Raw genomic sequence first — 22081 nt, 5'->3', positions numbered from 1 at the left:
CTGTCTGCTGAGAAAAACGAAGGACCCGCCGGCGCAAACCGGCGGGTCCTTCTGTTTTGAGGGGAGCTGGCTGGCTCAGTGAGCGTTGAGTTCATCCAGCGGCAGCGAGAAGCTCGCCACGAAGATGTCGATGAAGTAGCGCATCTCGTCGCTCATCCGGGCGGCCAGCATCTGCTCGAGGCGCTTGCGTGCCGGCTCGAACTCCCGGTTGCCGGCGTTGATCTCCTCCAGGCACTTGGTATAGGCGCAGAGGGTGTCGGCATCCTTCACCAACCTGGCCAGCTCGCTGTCCTGGGCACCCGAGTCCAGCAGCGGGCGAAAATCCTCGACCAGCTCCGGCGGCAACATGCCCAGCAGGCGCTGCTCGGCCGCCAACTCAATCTTCTTGTATTCGCGGGCAATCTCGGGATTGAAGTACTTGACCGGGGTGGGCAGATCGCCGGTCAGCACCTCGCTGCTGTCGTGATAAAGCGCCATCACGGCGGCGCGATCGGCATCCACATTGCCGCCAAAGAGCCGGTTTTTGATGAGGCCGAGGGCGTGGGCCACCATGGCTACCTGCAGGCTGTGCTCGGCGATGTTCTCGGGCTGGATGTTGCGCATCAGCGGCCAGCGGTAGATGAGCTTCATGCGGGCGAGATTGGCGAAGAAGTGGCTGGGCAGCATGGGGTACCTCAAAGATGGCAATGAAAAAGGGCAGACCCTAGTCTGCCCTTTTTTGCGGTCGGCGGCATCGCCCTTAACGAATATAGCGACCGGATTCGGCTTCCTGATTGGTGACGATCATCTGGCCGATGGGGGCCAGGCTGATGAGCGCCAGCTTGAGGTGCTGAATGCCGAACGGGATGCCGACGATGGTGACGAAGCAGGCCAGCGCCGAGGCGATGTGGCCGATGGCCAGCCAGATCCCGATCAGCACGAACCAGATGATGTTGCCAATCAGCCCCATGGTGCCGGTGCCCATGTCGCTCAGCCCCGTCATGGTCTTGCGGTTGACTGCCTGCTTGCCAAACGGGAAGAAGGTGAAGGTGCCGATGACGAAGCAGGCGCGTCCCCAGGGGATGCCGATGAGGGAGATGAAACAGAGCAGTCCGGCCAGCCACCAGGCCAGCCCCATGAAGACGCCTCCCAGTACGAACCAGAGCAGATTGAACAAGAAGCGGAAAAAGGCCATGTCGGTGACTCCAGACTTATCAAGATGGCTGCCACCATAACGAGCGATGGTCATGGACGCAATGGTTGAAGGGGCGGGGCGGACAATTTGGGTCGCAGCTTGCACGCCGCGGCCGGTCTGCCGGCTGATGAGATGAAAAAGTAGGCTCTTGCACGAAAAAAGGTGAGCAAGTGCAAATTCTTGCAGTCTGCATCCTTGAAGTCGGGCTCGGTTTTCCCCATATAAGGGGCAGTTTTGCGCGAATTGTGCCATTGCCAGCCCGGTTTGGGGACGTGTGGCTCGACTCGATCAAAGTGCGCCGCTATAATGTCGCGTCATATTTTCTCATCACAAAGACAGTCGTTGTCTTTATAAACAGGAAGACTCCGGGCTTTGCCCAGGGGCAATAAAGGGTCAGCACGCAGTGCTGAGTTGAACGAGGTAGAAGAATGCAAGTTTCTGTAGAGACAACCCAGGGTCTGGAACGCCGTCTTACCATCACCGTACCGGCCGCTACCGTTGACGCCGCCGTGCGCAAAGAATTGAACGGCCTGGCCAAAACCCGTCGCATCGACGGTTTCCGTCCTGGCAAGGCTCCGGTTGCCATCATCAAGAAAATGTTCGGCGCCATGGCTCATGCTCGCGTTGCTGACGAAATGATGCAGAGCAACTTCATCAAGGCCATCATCGACAACAAACTGAGCCCGGCCGGTGCCCCGACCATGGATCCGAAAGAGATCAAAGAAGGTCAGGATTTCGAATTCACCGCCACTTTCGAAGTGTATCCGGAGTTCGAAGTTGCCGGTCTGGAGACCATTAAGGTCGAGAAGCCGGTTGCTACCGTGAAGGATGAAGATCTGGCCAACATGATCGACACCCTGCGCAAGCAGCACGCGACCTGGAGCGAAGTGGACGCCGCCGCTGCCGATGGCATGCGTGTGACCATGGACTTCGTTGGTTCCATCGACGGTGAAGAGTTCGACGGCGGCAAGGCCGAAGGCTTCAACCTGGTGCTGGGCGCCGGCCGCATGATCCCTGGCTTCGAAGACGCCATCATGGGCAAGAAAGCAGGCGACGAGTTCACCATCGACGTGACCTTCCCGGCTGACTACCACGCTGAAAACCTGAAAGGCAAAGCTGCCAAGTTCGCTTCCAAGCTGAACAAGGTGGAAGAGCAGATCCTGCCTGAGCTGACCGAAGAGTTCGTCAAGCGTTTCGGCATCGAGAGCGGCAGCGTTGAAGAGCTGAAAGCCGAAGTGCGCAAGAACATGGAGCGCGAACTGGCTCAAGCCCTGAAAAACAGCGTGAAAGAGCAGGTGCTGAATGGCCTGGTTGAAGCCAACCAGATCGATCTGCCGAAGGCTGCCGTTGCTCAGGAAATCGATGCCCTGCGTCAGCAGGCGCTGCAGCGTTTCGGCGGCTTCCAGGGCGGCAACGCACCTGAACTGCCGGCCGAGCTGTTCCAGGCCCAGGCCGAGCGTCGCGTACGCGTAGGTCTGCTGCTGGGCGACGTGATCCGTACCAACGAGATCAAAGCTGACGACGCCCGCGTCAACAGCATCATCGAATCCATGGCCACTGCCTACGAAGATCCGAAGGAAGTGATCGAGTACTACCAGAAGAACGAGCAGATGCTGAACGGCGTTCGCAACCTGGCGGTAGAAGATCAAGCCATCGACCTGATCCTCTCCAAGGCCCAGGTGACCGAGAAAGAAGTTGCATTTGACGAAGTGATCAACAAGTCCGGTGCCGCTGCCTAAGAACATTTGACTTAAGGTCAAGACTGTTAAGTATAATGGCTCGTGTGATCTCCACTCGGGCCATTTTATTTTAGGGACAATGCCTTATGTACAAGAACTATAACGATGTGACTGAATCCCCACGCAATGCGCTCATCCCGATGGTGGTAGAGCAAACCGCGAAAGGGGAGCGTTCCTACGACATCTATTCTCGTCTGCTGAAGGAGCGGGTGATCTTCCTGACCGGTCAGGTCGAAGATCACATGGCGAATCTGGTGGTGGCTCAGCTGCTGTTCCTGGAGTCCGAAAATCCGGATCAGGACATCAGCATCTACATCAACTCTCCGGGTGGGGCCGTCACGGCCGGCATGTCCATTTATGACACCATGCAGTTCATCAAGCCGGACGTCAGCACTGTGTGCATGGGGCAGGCCTGCTCCATGGGCGCCTTCCTGCTGGCCGGTGGTGCCAAGGGCAAGCGTTTCTGCCTGCCCAATGCCCGGGTGATGATCCACCAGCCGCTGGGCGGTTTCCAGGGCCAGGCATCTGACATCCAGATCCACGCCCAGGAGATCCTGAAGATCAAGAATACCCTGAACGAGCGTCTTGCCTTCCATACCGGACAGGACATGGCCACCATCGAGCGTGACACTGACCGTGACAACTTCATGTCGGCCGAGCAGGCCGTGGCCTATGGTCTGGTTGATGGTGTCCTGAGCCGCCGCGGCTGAGCCACGAGCTAGCCCGTACCATCATTGAGGACATCATCTGACTTGGTGATGCCCTCAATCGGCAGATCAGGCATGGGCAGGGTGTTCCGGACTGTTGTAAACTCAACAGGACAATCCATCCTCTATTGATAAAACGAGGTTGCTGAATGACAGAAAAACGCAAGGGTGAGGGTGATAAGCTGCTCTACTGCTCTTTTTGCGGCAAAAGCCAGCATGAAGTGCGCAAGCTGATCGCTGGCCCTTCCGTCTACATATGTGATGAGTGCGTCGAGCTGTGCAATGACATCATCCGCGAGGAGATCCGCGAGATCTCGCCCAAGCGCGATGGTAGCGAGCTGCCGACCCCTCATGAAATCCGCGCTCATCTGGATGACTATGTGATCGGGCAGGAGTACGCCAAGAAGGTGCTGGCGGTGGCCGTCTACAACCACTACAAGCGGCTGCGCAGCGGCAGCGAGTCCGGTGGTGTGGAGCTGGGCAAATCCAACATCCTGCTGATCGGTCCGACCGGCAGCGGCAAGACCCTGCTGGCCGAAACCCTGGCCCGTCTGCTGGACGTGCCGTTCACCATGGCCGACGCCACCACCCTGACCGAAGCCGGTTATGTGGGCGAGGACGTGGAGAACATCATCCAGAAGCTGCTGCAAAAGTGCGACTACGACGTGGAGAAGGCCCAGCGTGGCATCGTCTACATCGACGAGATCGACAAGATCTCCCGCAAGTCGGACAACCCCTCCATCACCCGCGACGTCTCCGGGGAAGGGGTGCAGCAGGCCCTGCTCAAGCTGATCGAAGGGACCATCGCTTCCGTGCCGCCGCAAGGTGGTCGCAAGCACCCGCAGCAGGAGTTCTTGCAGGTTGATACCTCCAAGATCCTGTTCATCTGTGGTGGCGCCTTCGCCGGCCTGGACAAGGTGATCGAGCAGCGCTCCGTCAAGGGCACCGGCATCGGCTTTGGTGCCGAGGTCAAGTCCAAGAGCGCCAAGGCGACCCTGAGCGAGAGCTTTGCCAAGGTGGAGCCGGAAGATCTGATCAAATACGGTCTGATCCCCGAGTTCATCGGTCGTCTGCCGGTGGTCGCGACCCTGACCGAGCTGGACGAGGCTGCCCTCATCCAGATCCTGAAAGAGCCGAAGAACGCGCTGACCAAGCAGTATGCCGCGCTGTTCGATCTGGAAGGGGTGGAGCTGGAGTTCCGTGACGACGCCTTGAACGCCATTGCCCGCAAGGCGATGGAGCGCAAAACCGGCGCTCGCGGTCTACGTTCCATCGTGGAAGCCGTGCTGCTGGATACCATGTATGACCTGCCGTCGCTGGACGGTGTCAGCAAGGTGGTGATCGACGAGACCGTGATCAAGGGGGACTCCGCGCCCTTGATGATCTACGAAAATCCCGAGACCCAGGCCGCCGCATCAGAGTAAATGTCTGATTTTTAATCAAATGAAAGGGGCTTTTTGCCCCTTTCATGCTTTTTGCGGTTTCGGCGATTGAATCTCATCTAAGCGCCCCCATATACTCAGCCAAGCGCTTTGCCAACGGTATAACAAGCCGAGAGGACATATATGAACCTAGAGCGTTCAGAACGCATCGAGATTCCCGTCCTGCCTCTTCGTGACGTGGTGGTTTATCCCCACATGGTCATTCCACTCTTTGTGGGGCGGGAAAAATCCATTCGCTGTCTGGAAGCGGCCATGGAGCAGGACAAGAAAGTTCTGCTGGTGGCCCAGAAGGATGCGTCAACCGATGAGCCGACGGTGGAGGAGATCTTCTCCGTCGGGACAGTGGCCAATATTCTGCAGATGCTCAAGCTGCCCGACGGCACCGTCAAGGTGCTGGTGGAAGGGGGCCAGCGTGCCCGTCTTGAGCGGATGATCGACGACCGGGACTTCTTCGTTGGCGAGGCGCAGTACATCGCCTCCAAGGCGATCGACGAGAAGGATCAGGACGTGCTGGTACGTTCTGCCATCGGTCAGTTTGAAGGTTACATCAAGCTCAACAAGAAGATCCCGCCCGAGGTGCTCACCTCGATTTCGGCGATCGACGATGCGGCGCGCCTGGCCGATACCATGGCTGCCCACATGCCGCTCAAGCTCGAAGACAAGCAGAAGGTGCTGGAAATCGCCTCTGTGTCCGAGCGCATCGAGTTTCTGATGGCCATGATGGAGTCGGAGATCGACCTGCTGCAGGTCGAGAAGCGCATCCGCTCCCGGGTCAAGAAGCAGATGGAGAAGAGCCAGCGCGAGTATTATCTCAACGAGCAGATGAAGGCCATCCAGAAAGAGCTGGGTGAGCTGGAAGACAGTCCGGATGAGTTCGAGGCCCTCAATCGCAAGATTGAAGAGGCCGGCATGCCGGAAGATGCCCGTGAGAAGGCGCAGGCCGAGCTTGCCAAGCTGAAGATGATGTCCCCCATGTCGGCGGAAGCCACCGTGGTGCGCAGCTACGTCGACTGGATGGTGCAGGTGCCGTGGAAGGCGCGTTCCAAGGTCAAGAAAGACCTGGGCAAGGCGCAAGAGGTGCTGGATGCCGATCACTATGGCCTGGAGAAGGTCAAGGATCGCATCCTCGAGTATCTGGCGGTGCAGGCGCGGGTCAACAAGCTCAAGGGCCCCATCCTTTGTCTGGTTGGGCCTCCCGGTGTGGGCAAGACCTCGCTTGGTCAGTCCATCGCCAAGGCGACCGGTCGCAAATATGTGCGCATGGCGCTGGGCGGCGTGCGTGACGAGGCGGAGATCCGCGGTCACCGTCGTACCTACATCGGCTCCATGCCCGGCAAGCTCATCCAGAAGATGGCTAAAGTCGGCGTGAAGAACCCGCTGTTCCTGCTCGACGAGATCGACAAGATGAGCTCGGACATGCGTGGCGATCCCGCCTCCGCCCTGCTGGAAGTGCTGGATCCCGAGCAGAACAACAGCTTCAACGATCACTACCTGGAAGTGGATTATGACCTGTCGGACGTGATGTTCGTGGCTACCTCCAACTCCATGAACATCCCGGGTCCGCTGCTGGACCGGATGGAAGTGATCCGTCTGTCCGGTTACACCGAAGACGAGAAGCTCAACATCGCCAAGCAGCACCTGGTCTCCAAGCAGATCCAGCGCAACGGCCTGAAAGAGTCCGAGATTACCATCGAGGATTCCGCCCTGGTCGGGGTGATCCGCTACTACACCCGCGAGGCGGGGGTGCGTAGCCTGGAGCGCGAGATCTCCAAGATTTGTCGCAAAGCGGTCAAGCGCATCCTGCTGGACAAGAGCATCAAGCATGTTCAGGTCAATCAGGCCAACCTCAAGGAGTTCCTCGGGGTGCAGCGCTTTGACTACGGCAAGGCGACCGACCAGAACCAGGTGGGTCAGGTCTGTGGTCTGGCGTGGACCGAAGTGGGGGGCGATCTGCTCACCATCGAGACCACCAACATGCCGGGCAAGGGCAAGCTCACCTACACAGGCTCCCTCGGTGACGTGATGCAGGAGTCCATCCAGGCCGCCATGACGGTGGTGCGGGCCCGTGCCGAGAAGCTGCGCATCAATGCCGACTTCTACGAGAAGCGCGACATCCACGTGCACGTGCCGGAAGGGGCCACCCCCAAAGATGGTCCTAGCGCCGGTATCGCCATGTGTACCGCCCTGGTCTCCAGCTTGACCGGTAATCCTGTTCGTGCTGATGTGGCCATGACGGGGGAAATCACCTTGCGCGGAGAAGTGTTGCCCATCGGCGGTCTCAAAGAGAAGCTGCTGGCGGCTCATCGTGGTGGCATCAAGCGTGTGCTGATCCCGAAAGAGAACGAGCGGGACCTCGAGGAGATCCCGGACAACGTCAAACAAGACCTTGAAATTCATCCGGTTCGCTGGATTGACGAGGTACTGGAACTGGCGTTGCAGGACAATCCGCAAGGGTTTGAGCGCGTTTCTGTCGTATAAATGTTGATGCGCCGCAAATTTGGCGCATTCGGGCGGTGGTTAAGGCTTGCATGCTCTGGATAACGGAAGTAGCCTTGACCACCGATCGGGAACTCATGATGAGTCGCAAGGCGTGATGTGGCGCGGGTTTGCGCCAGATTGTCACTTGCAACTGATCAGGAGGCTTGCTATAAAACCTCCACTTGTTGTGGCCAGGGAAATCGGCGCCGCAGCGATGTTCGATAAAAGGGGAATATAAGAGTGAATAAATCTCAACTGATTGACAAGATTGCAGACGGTGCTGATATCTCCAAAGCCGCTGCTGGCCGTGCGCTGGATGCTTTCATTGACGCCGTCGGTGAAGCTCTGAAAGAGGGTGACCAGGTTGCTCTGGTTGGTTTCGGTACTTTCGCCGTGCGCGAACGTGCTGCCCGTTCTGGCCGTAACCCGCAAACTGGCGCGACCATCGAAATCGCCGCTGGTAAAGTTCCTGCCTTCAAAGCCGGTAAGGCCCTGAAAGACGCGGTCAACTAAGCCGGGCGCTGATTCTACATCGGCTACCGTCCTTGGTCATAGACCAGACAAGTGAGAGGGCTCTCCCTCATACTGATTGACCAAGGCGCATCGCAATCGGTGCGCCTTTTCATTATTTACGCCCATCGAGTTCGGGAGCATAAGTACAAACATGATGTTGGATAAACTACGCGAAGGGGCGCAGGGCAAGGTGGCCAAGGTTATCTTGGGCCTGATCATCCTCTCCTTTGCCTTGGCCGGTGTAGGTAGCTATCTGAACGGTCCGGCCCGTACCGCCCCCGCCACCGTCAACGGCACGGATATCACTGCCGCGGCACTGGAAAATGCCTACCGCAACGAGCGCGCCCGCATGGAGTCCCAAATGGGGGAGTCCTTCAATCAGCTGGCCGCCAATCCCGATTACATGAAACAGTTCCGTCGCGGCGTACTGGACCGTCTGATCGATCAGGCCCTGTTTGACAGCAAGGCCCGTGAACTGGGTCTGCGGGTCAGCGATGAGCAGATCAAGCAGGCCATCGTAGCCATGCCCGAGTTTGCCGAAGAGGGCAAGTTCAACAATGATCGCTACCTGCAGCTGATCCGCCGTGCCGGCATGACCCCCGAGATGTTCCGTGACTCCCTGCGCCAGGACATGGTGCGTCAGCAACTGATGGGCGCCCTGCTGGGCACCGAATTTGCGCTCAAGGGTGAAGCCGAGCAACTGGACAAGCTCTACAACCAGACTCGCGATCTGCGTCTGGTGCGCCTGGCCGCCTCCGCCTATTTGGGTGACGTAAAAGTCTCCGATGAAGAGGTGGAGCAGTACTACAAGGCCAACAGCAACCGCTTCATGAACGACGAGCAGGTCAAGGTCGACTATCTGCTGCTGGACGCCGCCACCCTTGGCAAAGACGTCAAGGTGAGCGAGCAGGATGCCCAGGACTACTACGATCAGCACCAGGATCTGTTCCAGCGTGCCGAGCGTCGCCGCGTGGCTCATATCCTGATCCCGTTTGGCAAGGACGAGAAAGCCGCCGAGCAGAAGGCTGAGGCCGTACTGGCGAAAGCCAAGGCGGGCGACGACTTCGCCGCCCTGGCCAAGGCCGACTCCTCCGATACCTTCTCCGCCAAGAAGGGCGGCGAGCTGGACTGGTTCGAGAAAGGGGTGATGGATCCGGCCTTCGAGAAGGCGGCCTTTGCCCTGGCCAAGGCCGGCGATCTCTCCGCCGTCGTCAAGAGCCCGTTCGGCTTCCACGTCATCAAGCTGCTGGGGGTTGAACCGGCCCAGACCAAGCCGTTTGCCGATGTGAAGGCAGAGACCATCAGCCGTCTGCAGAGCGACAAGGCCAAGGAGCTGTTCTTTGCCGAGCAGCAGAAGATGGCCGACAGCAGCTTCGAAAACCCGGACTCGCTGGACTTGACCGCCGAGACCATGGGCCTCAAGGTGCAGTCCACCGGTTACTTCAGCCAGGCTGATGCACCGGCACCGCTCAACGATCCCAAGGCGCTCTCTGCGGCCTTCTCCGAGCAGCTGCGCGATGACAACACCAACTCCGACGTGATCGAGCTGGCTGACGGCAAGGCGCTGGTGATGCACATCACCGGTCACCAGCCGAAAGCGGCCAAGCCGCTGGCGGAGGTGAAAGATCAGGTGATTGCCGCCATCAAGCACGACAAGGCCAGTGAAGTGGCCCGTGGCAAGGCGCAGGGTCTGCTGGACAAGCTCAAGGCCGGTGAGAACATCCAGCCTGAGCTGACTGCACTGGGTCTGAAGGTGGAGAACCACGATGGCGTCGCCCGTTTCGCCCAGGATCTGGATCAGAATCTGGTGGCACAGGCCTTCCGCATGCCTCATCCGGCCGATGGCAAGCCGAGCGTCGAGCTGGTGACCGAAGCCAATGGCGACCGCGTGGTGGTGGCCCTGGACAAGGTGACCGTCGCCAAGGAGCCGTCCGGCATGGCCAAGCTGCTGCAAGGCCAGCTGGGTCAGGGCAAGGCTCAGGTGAGCTACAAGTCTCTCATCGACGAGCTGCGCAAGTCTGCCAAGATCGAGTACTTCACCGACGTGGAAGCCACGGTCGAATAAGTCGAACCGATCCCAGTCGATATGAGAACGGCCCCTTGATGGGGCCGTTTTTTTATCTGCGCGCGGCAGAAGGGGCGGGATGTGCTGCCCCTTCTGGCCGAAGACCAGCTGCCAGGCCGAAGATGAGCTGCGAGAGCCAAACCCTTGGCTCTTCTGGTCTGCATCCCAAGAGGGAGTCTTGCCAACAGGCATAAAAAAACCGGCACTCAGGTGCCGGTTTTCATTGACGGGATGTGCGGGCAGGGGGTTATACCACGCCCTGGGTACGCAGGTAATCCTCGTAGGTACCGCCGAAGTCGCGGATCCCGTTCTCGGTCAGCTCCAGGATGCGAGTCGCCAGGGAGGAGACGAACTCACGGTCGTGGGAGACGAAGATCAGGGTGCCCTTGTACATCTCCAACGCCAGGTTCAAGGATTCGATAGATTCCATGTCCAGGTGGTTGGTCGGTTCATCCATGATCAGGATGTTGGGGCGCTGCATCATCAGCTTGCCGAACAGCATGCGGCCCTGTTCACCACCGGACAGCACCTTGACCGGCTTCTTGATGTCGTCCTGAGAGAAGAGCAGACGGCCCAGCACGGAGCGTACGGCCTGCTCGTCTTCGTTCTCCTGTTTCCACTGGGCCATCCAGTCGAACACATTGAGGTCGGTGTCGAAGTCCTCGGCGTGATCCTGGGCGTAGTAGCCGATCTGGGCGTTTTCGGACCACTTGATGGTGCCGGTATCCGGTGCCAGTGCCCCAACGAGGGTCTTGATCAGGGTGGATTTACCGATACCGTTGGTACCCAGAATGGCGACCTTCTCACCCACTTCCAGCATCATGTTGAGCCCCTTGAACAGGGGGCCGTCGCCATAACCCTTGGAAACGCCTTCGATCTCCAGGATGTTGCGGTAGAGCTTCTTCTCCTGCTCGAAGCGGATGAAGGGGTTCTGACGGCTGGAGACCTTCACTTCCTCAATCTTGATCTTGTCGATCTGCTTGAGGCGAGAGGTGGCCTGGCTGGACTTGGAGGCGTTGGCACTGAAACGCGACACGAAGGATTGCAGATCGGCGATCTGGGCCTTCTTCTTGGCGTTGTCGGCCAGCAGGCGCTCACGGGCCTGGGTGGCGGCGGTCATGTACTCGTCGTAGTTGCCCGGGTAGACGCGCAGCTCGCCGTAGTCCAGATCCGCCATGTGGGTGCAGACGGAGTTCAGGAAGTGACGGTCGTGAGAGATGATGATCATGGTGCTCTCGCGATCGTTGAGCACCTGTTCCAGCCAGCGAATGGTATTGATGTCCAGGTTGTTGGTCGGTTCGTCCAGCAGCAGGATGTCAGGGTTGGAGAACAGCGCCTGTGCCAGCAGCACCCGCAGTTTCCAGCCCGGCGCAACTTCGCTCATCGGGCCGTTGTGCTGCTCGATGGGGATGCCGGCACCCAGCAGCAGCTCGCCTGCGCGCGCTTCGGCGGTATAGCCGTCATACTCGGCGACCAGGCCTTCCAGCTCGGCGGCCTTCATGTAGTCGTCGTCGGTCGCTTCCAGGTTGGCGTAGATGGCGTCGCGCTCGGCGATGGCGGCCCACAGCTCGGTGTGACCCATCATGACCACGTCCAGTACGCGCATCTCTTCGTAGGCGAACTGATCCTGACGCAGCTTACCGATCCGCTCGTTGACGTCCAGGCTCACATTACCGCCAGTGGGCTCCAGATCGCCGCCGAGGATCTTCATGAAGGTGGACTTGCCACAGCCGTTGGCGCCGATGAGGCCGTAGCGGTTGCCGCCGCCAAACTTGACGCTGATGTTCTCAAACAGCGGCTTGGCGCCGAACTGCATGGTGATGTTGTTGCTTGAAAGCACTGGAATGTCCCGGTTGATCTGTCAAATGGCGCGCATTATGGCACAGATCCCCCGAAAGTTTTAGCAAGAACTGTGATCCGGGCCTATTGCAGGGGGGATTTGGATGGTGGTGCTGAGCACTCGCGCACCCTGGCGGCCATGGCCGCGTCGTTCGGACAGCAACGGGCACTGACCGCTGCCTCTCGGCATGAAAAAAGCCGGCCCTGAGGCCGGCTTGCAACTGCCAATGGAAGGCTCAGTGCGAGCTGGCGCTGGCGGCGCCAAGCCCGGTCTGGGAGCGGACGAACTGCGGGAAGAACTTGGCGTGCTCGTCGGCGGCATTTTGTGACTTGTCGGTCACCGAGAAGAACCAGATCCCGACAAACGCCAGCCCCATGGAGAAGAGGGCAGGGTACTCGTAGGGGAAGATGGCCTGGGCGTGACCCAGCACCTTCACCCACACGGTCGGGCCCAGGATCATCAGGCTGACTGCGCTCACCAGCCCCAGCCAGCCGCCATAGACGGCGCCGCGGGTGGTCAGGCGTGACCAGAACATGGAGAGGAAGAGCACCGGGAAGTTGCAGCTGGCGGCGATGGAGAAGGCCAGTCCCACCATGAAGGCGATGTTCTGCTTCTCGAACAGGATCCCCAGCCCGATGGCAACCACACCCAGCACTATGGTGGTGAGCTTGGAGACGCGCAGCTCGTCGGCTTCGTTGGCCTTGCCCTTCTTGATGACGCTGGCGTAGAGGTCGTGGGAGACCGCAGAGGCACCGGCCAGGGTCAGCCCGGCCACCACCGCCAGTATGGTGGCAAACGCCACGGCGGAGATGAAGCCGAGGAACAGGCTGCCACCTACCGCATCGGCCAGGTGAATGGCCGCCATGTTGGTGCCGCCCAGCAGGGCGCCGGTGGCATCCTTGAAGTCGGGGTTGGTGCTGACCAGCAGGATGGCGCCAAAGCCGATGATGAAGGTGAGGATATAGAAGTAGCCGATAAAGCCGGTGGCGTAGAACACCGACTTGCGGGCTTCTTTGGCGTCACTCACGGTGAAGAAGCGCATCAGGATGTGGGGCAGGCCGGCGGTGCCAAACATCAGGGCCAGACCCAGCGAGATGGCGGAGATGGGATCGGCGACCAGGCCGCCCGGGCTCATGATGGCGATCCCTTTCTCGTGCACTTTGACCGCTTCGCTGAACAAGGTGCCGATGTCGAAGTTGACCGACTTCATCACCATGATGGCCATGAAGCTGGCACCGGAGAGCAGCATCACAGCCTTGATGATCTGCACCCAGGTGGTGGCCAGCATGCCGCCAAACAGTACGTAGAGCACCATCAGGATGCCGACCAGCACCACGGCCACGTGGTATTGCAGGCCGAACAGCAGCTCGATCAGCTTGCCGGCACCGACCATCTGGGCGATCAGGTAGAGGGCGACCACCACCAGGGAACCGCTGGCGGAGAGGGTGCGCACCTCGGTCTGCTTGAGGCGGTAAGAGGCCACATCGGCAAAGGTGTACTTGCCAAGGTTGCGCAGCCGCTCCGCGATCAGGAACAGGATGATGGGCCAGCCCACCAGAAAGCCGATGGAGTAGATGAGACCGTCGTAGCCGGAGGTGTAGACCAGCGCCGAGATGCCGAGGAAGGAGGCGGCGGACATGTAGTCACCGGCGATGGCCAGACCGTTCTGGAAGCCGGTGATGCGCCCGCCGGCGGCGTAGTAGTCGGCGGCCGAGCGGTTGCGCTTGGAGGCCCAGTAGGTGATGAACAGGGTCGCCGCCACGAAGACCACGAACATGATGATGGCCGGGATGTTGAGGGGCTGGCGATGCACTTCGCCGGTCAGCGCATCGGCTGCCAGCAGGGGGAACGATGCCAGCAGGGCCGGCAGCAGCAGAAACTTGCCTTTCATGATTTCACTCCCTTGAGGATCTTCTGGTTTAGTTCGTCAAACTCGCCGTTGGCCCGAAACACGTAGACACCGGTCAGCACGAAGGCGGACAGGATGAGACCTATCCCGACCGGGATGCCGCGGGTGACGGAAGATCCTTCGCTCAAGGGAGTGCCAAGCCAGCCGGGGGCAAAGGCGATGAGCAGGATGAACGCCAGGTAGAGCCCCAGCATCAGGATGGAGAGGGTCCAGGCGAAGCGCTGGCGCTTGGCGACCAGCGCCTGGAAGTTGGGATCTTGCTGGATCCGAAGATAAGGTTGCTGTTCCATTGCAGTGCTCCATGACATTGAGTGTCAGCGGTGGATGAGGGGGTTCCCTACCGGGCAGCCTAAGCTGCCCATGTAACCAAAATGTGAATCAAATGTTATTTATGGACAATTAGACTTTGGGATAAGCCAGTGGCCCGCCCTGATGCAGGCGCAGGAAGATGAGGGCCGCGGTGATGGCGTCGCAGAGGGCGTCGTGGGCGGGCAGGGGGGGAAGTGCCAGATGGCGGCAGATCGCCGCGAGATGAAGGTCGATGACGGCCTCAGGATAGCGACGATAGAGCTGATCGTGGTAGAGCCGGCTCACTTCTATGCCTCGCTGCGCCAGGGTCAACCCCCACAACTTGCGGCAGGCCAGGTTGAGGATGCGCAGATCATAGGCGATGTGATACCCCACCAGTTCACGGGGGCCGATGAAGGTAAGCAGCTGATGCAGCGCGGCTTCCAGCTCCATGCCCTGTTGCAGATCCTGATGGCGCAGACCGTGGATCACCACTGACTCGGCGGTGAGGTTGCCGGGTGGCAACACCCGCAGGGAGAGCGCTTCGCCGGTCAGCAGCCGGTTGCCCCGAATGCGCACCGCCCCGACGGCGACGATCTCGGCCCGGTCGGGATCCAGGCTGGTGGTCTCGAAGTCGAGGGCCACCCACTCGTCGGCCGGGGGGGCGGCAAAGAGCGGCGCGAACGCCGAGGCGTGAAAGCGGCGGCCAAGCCAGTGACGACGCAGGCGGCTCAACACGGCTATTGCCTCAGACGAAAGTGCAAGGTGAGCCACTGCTGGAATTTCTTCACCTGATGCAGCGCCTGGCGCAGCAGGTCTCGCTCGCCATGGCTGAGGTCATTGACCTGCACCCGGCTCTCCCCCTCCTTGAGCTGGCTGCGCAGCCTGAGCCGCACGAACAGTCTGAACGCCTCCGCCAGATCGGCGCCAAAGCTGGCGCTGAGCCGCTCTGCCGCCACCAGCGCCTCGATGCGCCCCAGGGTGGAAGTTTCCAGGATAGCCGCTTCCAGCGCCAGCATGCGGATGCCGTGCACCAGCGGGAAGAGGCCGCCACGTTTCAGATCCAGCCCCTCCGGTGCCCGCTCCAGCCGGCCAAACAGGGTGAGGGGGGCGTGAAAGGCGACCGCCGGCCGCACCATCTCCGCCAGCAGATCTCCCCGCTCGGCCAGCTGCTCGCGCAACTTGCGGGCAACGGGGGGAAGGAGGGCGCGATCGCCGGCGATGGGGTGGGCGTCGGCCAGGGTGGCCAGCCAGAGCAGATCCGCCTCCCTGGCTTCGACGCAGGCCCGCTCGATCTCCTGCAGCCAGCCGTCGAGGGGTTTGACCCAGGCGGGGTTGTTGACCATCACCCGGCCGGGGCAGGGCGGGTAGCCGAGCCTGGCCAGCAGCTCGCTGAAGGCGGCCAGATCGGCCTGCTGGGTGGGCCAGGACAGGTCGGCGGGCAGGATCAGGGCATTGTCCTGATCGGTTTTGAGGATCTGCTCGCCGCGCCCCTCCGAGCCCAGCATCAGCAGGCAGACCCGCTCCTGCACCTCGGGCGGGATCACCAGCGCGAAGGCCTTGGCGATTAGCTGCTCGTTGATGGTGGCGATGAGCTTCATCAAGAAGGCGGTGTGGATCCCTTGGGCGAACAGGGAGCGGGTCAGCTGCTGCTGTTCACGGGCCACCGCTTCCAGTGCTGGCAGGGTGTCGGCGCGGGCGATGCGCAGGGTCAGCACATGGGAGTGGGTGGAGAAGAGGCCGAGCACCTGGGTCAGGTGCAGGATCCCCGCCACCTCCTGTCCCTGCCAGACAACCAGCCGCTTGATGCGATGACGGGTCATCAGCAACAGGGCATCGAACAGATAGCTGCCCTGGGCCAGCCCGATCAGCGGGGTGGGGGTCAGCACAGCCAGCGGCGCCGTCAGCGGCAATCCCTTGAGGGTCAGGGCGTGCAGCAGGGTCTTGCGGGTTGCCAGGCTCAGGCTGCCGTCCGTGGCGGGGTAGAGCAGGCAGTCGGTGCCCCTGGCCACCATGGCCTCGGTGGCGGCCAGGAGCGACAGGCGGCTGTCGACGATGAGCGGCGGCTGCAGATGGCCGGGTTCGATGCGGGTCAGGATGAACTCCGCCAGATTCTTCTGGCCCAGCTGGGCGCGCTGCTCCTGCAGCTGCTGTCGCTGTGCCAGGCTGGCGGTGAAGTAGCGGGCGAAGGCGTCGTTGCCTTCACACAAGGCCAGGAAGGTATCGCGGGGGATCAGCTGGCAGAGCAGATCTTCCAGCGCGTTGAACTGGTGGCGACAGTGGCCGTCGAACTGGGCGCGCACGTCGAACATGTCCCCCTCGCCGTAGTCGCCGAACTGATGGTGGGGGGTCGACTCCTCCACCGCCCCCTTGATGACGAGGTAGAGGCCGGGGGGCACATCGCCCGCCTTGAGCACAGGCTGGCCGGCGCGAAAGTAGCAGATGGAGAGGGCCTGCCCCAGTTGTTGGCGCTCAGGCTCGCTCAGGCAGTCAAACGGCGGACGGGCAAAGTTGAACAGAGTGGTCATGGCAATCCTTGGCCGGTGGCGTCAAATCAGTCTGACAAAGCGGCGTGCTGCCGGCCAGCCGACTTTAGTCGCACGGCCAGCCGATCCCATGGGCCGCTGTACCTGATGATAACACTCTGATAACGTGGTGGTATGACCAGTGTAAGCTCAGGAGAGGACAGGGGAAAATGGAAAAACCAAGGGTCAAATGCGAGATCCGGGACGGCATCGCCGAGGTGATGCTGGCGCGGGGCGACAAGCTCAATGCGCTGGACAGGGCCATGTTCAGCGCCATCGACGGAGTACTCGAGCAGCTGCGCCAGCGCAAGGGGTTGCGGGCGGTGATCCTGCACGGGGAGGGGCGGGCCTTTTGCGCCGGGCTGGATGTGAAATCCATGCTCAAGCAGCCGGTGGCGGCGCTCGAGATCCTGAAACGCGAGGCGGACGAAGCCACCAACCTGGCCCAGCGGGTGGCCTATGGCTGGCATCAGCTGCCGGTGCCGGTGATCGCGGTGACCCAAGGGGTCTGTTTTGGTGGCGGGTTGCAGATCGCCCTTGGCGCCGACTTTAGGTTCAGCACCCCCGATTGCCGCTTCTCGGTGATGGAGATCAAGTGGGGCATCATCCCAGACATGAGCGGCAGCGTCACCATGCGCAACCTGATGGGGGTGGATACCGCCATGGAGCTGGCCATGAGCGGGCGCGAGCTGGCGGCGCCGGAGGCCAAGTCTCTCGGGCTGGTGAGCCGGGTCTGCGACGATCCGCTGGCCCAGGCGCGGGAGTTTGCGAGGACCCTCATCACCAAGTCCCCCGACGCGCTGGCGGGGATCAAGCAGCTCTACAACCAGGCCTGGGCCCGCAGCGACGAGGCGATGCTCAAAGAAGAGACCCGGTTGCAAAAGCAGATCCTGGGACGCCCCAACCAGTGGCGCGCCACCCTCAACAGCCTGTTTCGCTGGCGCCTGCCGTTCGGGCCGCGCCGCAACGCGCTCTGACAGGCAGGGATCAACAAGAAATGGTATCGATCTGGTGCCAAGGCCATTGAGGGCCCCCAGCATCTGATCGAACCGTTCTGGTTTCATTTCCTTATCCTCGGGTTGGGCTTATCGGTGACGCCGAGGCCCAACAGGTATATGCCCCAAATCGGTGAGTTGTTCGATCGGCTCGATGGAGCAGAGCTGATACTGGCCGCTACTGGTTGTAGTAGATGAGATCCCGATTCGGGCAGGGGATGGCGTACAGCTTGAGTTTGCCATCGACCTCTTCGGTTTTGAGCGCTTGCACGGGGTGTCGTAGCCGGACCCGCGATCGTGCTTCGGCCAGATGACGGAGGTGTAATAGGCCGGATCCTAGGACTCAGCGTTTGCTGTGGCAAGACAGGCTGTTGATTTGGATAGCAAAGGGGGCAATGCGGGGTTGTTGCAAAGTGCGTGGCCAGCATGGCCGCATTACCAAAACCAACCGACTGGGCGATGATGTCTCCGATCTCTACTGCCAGTGCACCGATGCAGAGTGTGGCCACAGCTGGGTGGCCACCTTGTCGTTCGCCCACACCCTAAGCCCTTCGGCCAAGACCACCAATCAGCTGGTACTCAGCTTGATGGGGTCGCTCACGCCAGAGGGGCGGCAGTTAGTATTGAAAGGATTGGGGGCGCAGTAGCCCCCTTGTTCGTTACACTCTATATCGTAATAAAATTTTTCATGTTGTTTCGTCGCGACCTAATATCGGAAAATCAAAAACGTAAAATGCAAAGTGAGAAACGAGAAACGCATTTAGCGCCTGAGTAATTTTGCATTGTTATGTATGCCATGCAATCAATAAACGTAATCATCTACGACTATTTCTTGCTCACACCTGGCATTCATCAGACTTTCGCGTACTGCATTGCGGCCTTCGAAGCAGCTAATCAACGATTGTAGCAATAATCGATGATTTCATCGAATCCCACCTCCTCATGCACCAGCCTTTCCTCCAATTCGTTAAGGTGTGCAACATTAGGTAATTCATCAGTTACCGATATTTTAATCGAGAATTTGGCATTGTAACCTCTACCAATCCTCGAGAGCTCACTGCTGAGCTGGTTCAAAATATTGTCTCTGAGCAAAAGTTGGTTTCGTCGAAAGCGGATAAGGCGGTGACAATCGAAGAAGTCTGAACGCTTTTTCGAGTCATACTTTCTACCGTTCCAGCCAGTTCTTCGAGTGGCACGATACAAAACCTGATCTTGCATATCTCTCCACACACGAAAATCGAAATAGCTGGTTGGATTCGGGTTCTCGTATGTTGCCTGAGAGTAAAAGTTAGCATCCCCAAGTTGGTTTTTGTCAAGGACTGCCAAAGTCCTGTTCTGTGTGGACAACATGCGTTTGATTGGTGTGGGAATGTCGAAACGCATTACTTTGGTCTCATCCAAGATACGTATTTCTCTTGGAAGTTTCTCGTCCTCTTGATTCCAGTGTCTTTCCCATCTTTTGGGTACCCACTGAATATTTACACCACAGAAGCGTATAACGCCACATGAGCTGATTGAATGTATGTGGATTTCTTCTTGCTCTGTATCCTCATGAAGGAAGAAGTACGCTTTCCCGGACCATATTAGCGACTGAGCAATATCCTTAACTACGTTATTTATTGACTCGTCAATCGTATATGGTGCGTATCTCGTATTATCATTGCCAAGTAGCTTTCGCATTAGTTTGTCATCATTCGACACGATTGCGAAGATATTTCCGTTTCGATGATTTATTAAATCAAAGAATCGCGTAAAATCTTCGTCAAACATTTGGCGATTGAAATTAGGCCTCTCTTGAACGCTCTTAATAAAGAGCTTGTCAATTAACCCAAGGTCTGCCTCATGATGGTACCAAAGTAAAGGTTCGGCCCTAAATATTTTCATTCTGAACCTCTTTACCTTCCTCTTGCAACCGGCGAGTAAGATTAGTGATACGGTAGTCTATCTCGAAGTCTATTGGGCCGAGTTGCGGCAGGACATGTTTTGCGAAAAACAAGTGAGACGCATCGGAATGCGTCATCAAGAATTCCCTCACAATTTTGTTTGGGTGCAGCTTCCCTCGCATCATTCCCATTTTGACCTCAAAACCATCGCGCCTTGCACGCTGTTCAAACGATATTTTCCAATTAATTCTGATTAGATCTCGCGGTGATGTGCTCATACTAAAATTGTGCGGGTTTGATAGGAGTATCATTCTCTTGAAGTACTGCTGCTTGTCATTGACGTGCTCAATCCAAGCATCGAACTTCTCTATTGCACCCGCAGATAACTTTTTGTTGTCGAAGTATGCCCCGTAAAGAATGGCAAAGCCTAAGACCGAAGCCAAATCATTGATCACTGTTGAAATGAGATGAAATCTGAACTCATTGCTTACATCCAGCGATGGGTCCACAAATCTCGAATCTGCCGCAAGAATCGCAAGGGACATGAATGTCGGTAGAACCTTATCCAGCTTGCTTATATCATTTTGCTCAAGAGCACTTATACATGCTTCGGCAAGCTCGAAGTAAATCTGCCCAAAATGGTCTGGCAGTTCATCGTTGTGTTTTTGTTCGAAAATATGTCTGACCATGGTTCCATTGCCGAGCCTGGTAATTGCAACATCTCGGGCAGAGGAAAGCTGCTGAGTCATCTCTGCAGTGTTTATCTCCGGTAGTTTGTACTGATCTTGGGTGTAGTGCTCATATTCATAATACCGCTCCAAGAGCTCGGTAATATTGTCGAACCATCTTGGTAGTTTCCAATGACTATGTAAGCTTGCTAGGACAACTTGTGTTGCGGACTCGGACATATTGAGTTTTGATAGTGAGTCCACAAAGTCTGGAAGCAAACTTTGGTAAAAGTCGCATACTGCAGGTAGAACGTTCGCATAGTGCTGCAACAATCTCTGGACTGCCAATTGCTGGACGTATTTTGGCTTGGATAGGCGTTTCCCTTCGACCATTTTCTCAAATTCAATACGTTCGACGATAAAGGCGAGATCTACTTGCAAAGAGGCGGGTAGACGGCGTAGAGACTGCTCGGTCCACTCGTCCTTCTCAAAGAATGTTTTCAGTTCTTTCTCAAAGGTAATTATTCCGCGTAGTGTTTCTAAACAGAGATTGCTCCCTAGTGCAGCCCATATGTCAGCAATACCAATCTGCGCCTTCATTGAAATGTCATCAGCCATGGGATTCAATGAGGCGAAAGCCTGTTCAATTATGCCCTTGAATCTCTTAATCTCTTGCATGCCAATATCGAATTGAAACCGTGCAGCATAAGCTGGAATTCGAGTCGAAAAACGAGCTATGAGTTTTAATGCGAGATCAAGGTCTCCGATTTTAAATGCGAGCTCAATATGGCCAGCCAATCTGTCGATAATCTCGTTTTCGAGCCATTGATAATCAGGTTTTTCTTCAATTAGCTGTTGCTGGCTACTCATCTTAAGTGCCATCGAAGTGGCTGTGTCATCCGCAAAAAACCATTGCTTATGCTTGCGCCGTCTTGGAAACCAATAGCTTTCCTGGTCTATTGAGTGTTTTCGTTGAAGGTAATGAAAAAGCAAAGCAGTATAGTCGTCGGTCAACGCAGGAAGGTTATCTTCTAAACCTTCATTGCTAGATTTTACACGTTCATCAATATATGAGAGTTGTTCAAGACCTAGTCTTGCAGCCTTTGAATGATGGTTAGCTAAAGAAATTGAATTATTATGGTTTGAAGCACCTTCAATATGACGCACAATGTTGGGAAGTATTTCACTATGAACTAGAATGTTTAGGTCAAAGAAATTAAATAATCTCTGGCCCAATGGAAATAAAACCAATGTGCTCAACAGAGTCAAAATAGTACCACTGACATAAACGAAAAGGCCGGGTTCTAAGCCAAACAAAGGTAAGGCTGTTGCGGCTAAACAGAACATAGCTGAAAAAACCAAAACTCGAGAGTAGACGCTACCGACTTGCTCGTTAGTGAGCATTTGGATGATATCCCGGCGAAGCCTAGTGTAACCAGCGCTCAGTATAATGCCAATTGTCGCAAAATAGATTGAGAATATTGCAGTGAGCAGTTGGGCGTACAGTCTGAGCTGATCGATATTAAATTTTTTGTCTTCTTCGCTAAGTAGTGGGAGAGAAGATAGGTTGTTATTGGTGAGATGTTCAACCAACATTAAGATTGCCAACCACAAAATAACCCAAAACAAGCCTTTCACTCCGTCCCATATAAAAGAGCCTAAAATGCGAGTATTTCCCTTTGTTTTTGAGGCGGAGGATCTTATCTTGTACGCGCTGCGCTCGAAGGAAAAACTAATTTTCCCTAACCTTGCTAGGAACTTCCAAAACCAGGATTTGGAACTCACCCAGATTTTAAATCTGTCAATCAAAAAGCTCTCCTGTTATATGTTTATATCCAATCTATGTTATAAAACG

Annotated in this window: 17 protein-coding genes; 8 read left to right on the top strand and 9 right to left on the bottom strand. The window is 57.5% G+C overall.

The window, feature by feature from the left end:
* Window positions 1-75 precede the first annotated feature (75 nt).
* Together yfbR and AB5Y98_RS20045 are read right to left on the bottom strand one after the other, a co-directional pair.
* Entirely contained in the window at window positions 76-666 is a 591-nt protein-coding gene (yfbR, locus tag AB5Y98_RS20050) for a 5'-deoxynucleotidase (protein ID WP_368232717.1), read from the bottom strand.
* A 73-nt stretch (window positions 667-739) separates the two neighbouring features.
* Window positions 740-1174: a YccF domain-containing protein gene (locus AB5Y98_RS20045; protein WP_017764310.1), complete on the bottom strand. Its 435-nt coding sequence runs from the start codon at window positions 1172-1174 to the stop codon at window positions 740-742.
* A gap of 428 nt (window positions 1175-1602) precedes the next feature.
* Here AB5Y98_RS20045 and tig point away from each other — a divergent pair, with 428 nt between their 5' ends.
* The 6 genes from tig (at window position 1603) to ppiD (ending at window position 10118) form a co-directional block, all read left to right on the top strand.
* Window positions 1603-2913: a trigger factor gene (tig, locus tag AB5Y98_RS20040; RefSeq protein WP_005301527.1), complete on the top strand. Its 1311-nt coding sequence runs from the start codon at window positions 1603-1605 to the stop codon at window positions 2911-2913.
* Between the two features lie 86 nt (window positions 2914-2999).
* A complete protein-coding gene (gene clpP / locus AB5Y98_RS20035) occupies window positions 3000-3623 on the top strand; it encodes an ATP-dependent Clp endopeptidase proteolytic subunit ClpP (RefSeq protein WP_005301526.1) in 624 nt (207 codons plus the stop codon).
* Window positions 3624-3769: 146 nt separating this feature from the next.
* Window positions 3770-5044, top strand: coding sequence for an ATP-dependent protease ATP-binding subunit ClpX (gene clpX, locus AB5Y98_RS20030; RefSeq protein ID WP_005301524.1), 1275 nt, complete (start codon window positions 3770-3772; stop codon window positions 5042-5044).
* 141 nt (window positions 5045-5185) lie between these two features.
* Complete coding sequence (lon, locus tag AB5Y98_RS20025; protein ID WP_005301522.1) at window positions 5186-7540, top strand: endopeptidase La; 2355 nt, start codon at window positions 5186-5188, stop codon at window positions 7538-7540.
* A gap of 240 nt (window positions 7541-7780) precedes the next feature.
* The gene (gene hupB / locus AB5Y98_RS20020; RefSeq protein WP_005315375.1) at window positions 7781-8053 is read left to right on the top strand and encodes a nucleoid-associated protein HU-beta; all 273 of its coding nucleotides are present in this window, start codon (window positions 7781-7783) and stop codon (window positions 8051-8053) included.
* Window positions 8054-8204: 151 nt separating this feature from the next.
* Entirely contained in the window at window positions 8205-10118 is a 1914-nt protein-coding gene (ppiD, locus tag AB5Y98_RS20015; RefSeq protein WP_368232715.1) for a peptidylprolyl isomerase, read from the top strand.
* 247 nt (window positions 10119-10365) lie between these two features.
* On the opposite strand, the gene AB5Y98_RS20010 is transcribed toward ppiD, so the two are convergent.
* From AB5Y98_RS20010 to AB5Y98_RS19990, 5 genes are all read right to left on the bottom strand, one after another.
* Complete coding sequence (locus AB5Y98_RS20010; RefSeq protein WP_010633798.1) at window positions 10366-11958, bottom strand: ABC-F family ATPase; 1593 nt, start codon at window positions 11956-11958, stop codon at window positions 10366-10368.
* A gap of 235 nt (window positions 11959-12193) precedes the next feature.
* Window positions 12194-13849, bottom strand: a complete 1656-nt coding sequence (locus AB5Y98_RS20005) for a cation acetate symporter (protein ID WP_017779662.1) — start codon at window positions 13847-13849, stop codon at window positions 12194-12196.
* Window positions 13846-14157: a DUF485 domain-containing protein gene (locus tag AB5Y98_RS20000; RefSeq protein ID WP_010633800.1), complete on the bottom strand. Its 312-nt coding sequence runs from the start codon at window positions 14155-14157 to the stop codon at window positions 13846-13848. Before AB5Y98_RS20000 ends, AB5Y98_RS20005 begins: the two co-directional genes overlap by 4 nt.
* 109 nt (window positions 14158-14266) lie before the next feature.
* Complete coding sequence (locus AB5Y98_RS19995; RefSeq protein WP_368232714.1) at window positions 14267-14893, bottom strand: 3'-5' exonuclease; 627 nt, start codon at window positions 14891-14893, stop codon at window positions 14267-14269.
* A gap of 2 nt (window positions 14894-14895) precedes the next feature.
* Window positions 14896-16683: a putative nucleotidyltransferase substrate binding domain-containing protein gene (locus AB5Y98_RS19990; protein ID WP_368232713.1), complete on the bottom strand. Its 1788-nt coding sequence runs from the start codon at window positions 16681-16683 to the stop codon at window positions 14896-14898.
* Between the two features lie 167 nt (window positions 16684-16850).
* Between AB5Y98_RS19990 and AB5Y98_RS19985 the strand changes: the two genes are divergently transcribed.
* Both AB5Y98_RS19985 and AB5Y98_RS19980 read left to right on the top strand, forming a co-directional pair.
* Window positions 16851-17657 (top strand): crotonase/enoyl-CoA hydratase family protein, encoded by an 807-nt coding sequence (locus tag AB5Y98_RS19985; protein WP_368232712.1) that lies wholly within the window; start codon window positions 16851-16853, stop codon window positions 17655-17657.
* 413 nt (window positions 17658-18070) lie between these two features.
* Window positions 18071-18322, top strand: coding sequence for an ogr/Delta-like zinc finger family protein (locus AB5Y98_RS19980; protein ID WP_368232825.1), 252 nt, complete (start codon window positions 18071-18073; stop codon window positions 18320-18322).
* A gap of 247 nt (window positions 18323-18569) precedes the next feature.
* On the opposite strand, the gene AB5Y98_RS19975 is transcribed toward AB5Y98_RS19980, so the two are convergent.
* Together AB5Y98_RS19975 and AB5Y98_RS19970 are read right to left on the bottom strand one after the other, a co-directional pair.
* A complete protein-coding gene (locus AB5Y98_RS19975) occupies window positions 18570-19559 on the bottom strand; it encodes a hypothetical protein (RefSeq protein ID WP_368232711.1) in 990 nt (329 codons plus the stop codon).
* Window positions 19546-22035, bottom strand: a complete 2490-nt coding sequence (locus AB5Y98_RS19970; RefSeq protein WP_368232709.1) for a hypothetical protein — start codon at window positions 22033-22035, stop codon at window positions 19546-19548. The genes AB5Y98_RS19975 and AB5Y98_RS19970 overlap by 14 nt, the downstream gene beginning before the upstream one ends.
* Between the last annotated feature and the right edge of the window lie 46 nt (window positions 22036-22081).

Origin of the sequence: Aeromonas sp. s3 (genome assembly GCF_040907805.1) — a bacterium.
GTDB lineage: Bacteria > Pseudomonadota > Gammaproteobacteria > Enterobacterales > Aeromonadaceae > Aeromonas > Aeromonas dhakensis.
Note: the sequence above shows the minus strand (reverse complement) of the source record. Positions and strands in the feature narration are given on the sequence as shown.

Bases quoted from the DNA above. Each gene is read 5' to 3' on its own strand.
- yfbR (WP_368232717.1), bottom strand. From the start codon at position 666: ATGCTGCCCAGCCACTTCTTCGCCAATCTCGCCCGCATGAAGCTCATC.
- AB5Y98_RS20045 (WP_017764310.1), bottom strand. From the start codon at position 1,174: ATGGCCTTTTTCCGCTTCTTGTTCAATCTGCTCTGGTTCGTACTGGGA.
- tig (WP_005301527.1), top strand. From the start codon at position 1,603: ATGCAAGTTTCTGTAGAGACAACCCAGGGTCTGGAACGCCGTCTTACC.
- clpP (WP_005301526.1), top strand. From the start codon at position 3,000: ATGTACAAGAACTATAACGATGTGACTGAATCCCCACGCAATGCGCTC.
- clpX (WP_005301524.1), top strand. From the start codon at position 3,770: ATGACAGAAAAACGCAAGGGTGAGGGTGATAAGCTGCTCTACTGCTCT.
- lon (WP_005301522.1), top strand. From the start codon at position 5,186: ATGAACCTAGAGCGTTCAGAACGCATCGAGATTCCCGTCCTGCCTCTT.
- ppiD (WP_368232715.1), top strand. From the start codon at position 8,205: ATGATGTTGGATAAACTACGCGAAGGGGCGCAGGGCAAGGTGGCCAAG.
- AB5Y98_RS20005 (WP_017779662.1), bottom strand. From the start codon at position 13,849: ATGAAAGGCAAGTTTCTGCTGCTGCCGGCCCTGCTGGCATCGTTCCCC.
- AB5Y98_RS20000 (WP_010633800.1), bottom strand. From the start codon at position 14,157: ATGGAACAGCAACCTTATCTTCGGATCCAGCAAGATCCCAACTTCCAG.
- AB5Y98_RS19990 (WP_368232713.1), bottom strand. From the start codon at position 16,683: ATGACCACTCTGTTCAACTTTGCCCGTCCGCCGTTTGACTGCCTGAGC.
- AB5Y98_RS19985 (WP_368232712.1), top strand. From the start codon at position 16,851: ATGGAAAAACCAAGGGTCAAATGCGAGATCCGGGACGGCATCGCCGAG.
- AB5Y98_RS19980 (WP_368232825.1), top strand. From the start codon at position 18,071: ATGCGGGGTTGTTGCAAAGTGCGTGGCCAGCATGGCCGCATTACCAAA.
- AB5Y98_RS19975 (WP_368232711.1), bottom strand. From the start codon at position 19,559: ATGAAAATATTTAGGGCCGAACCTTTACTTTGGTACCATCATGAGGCA.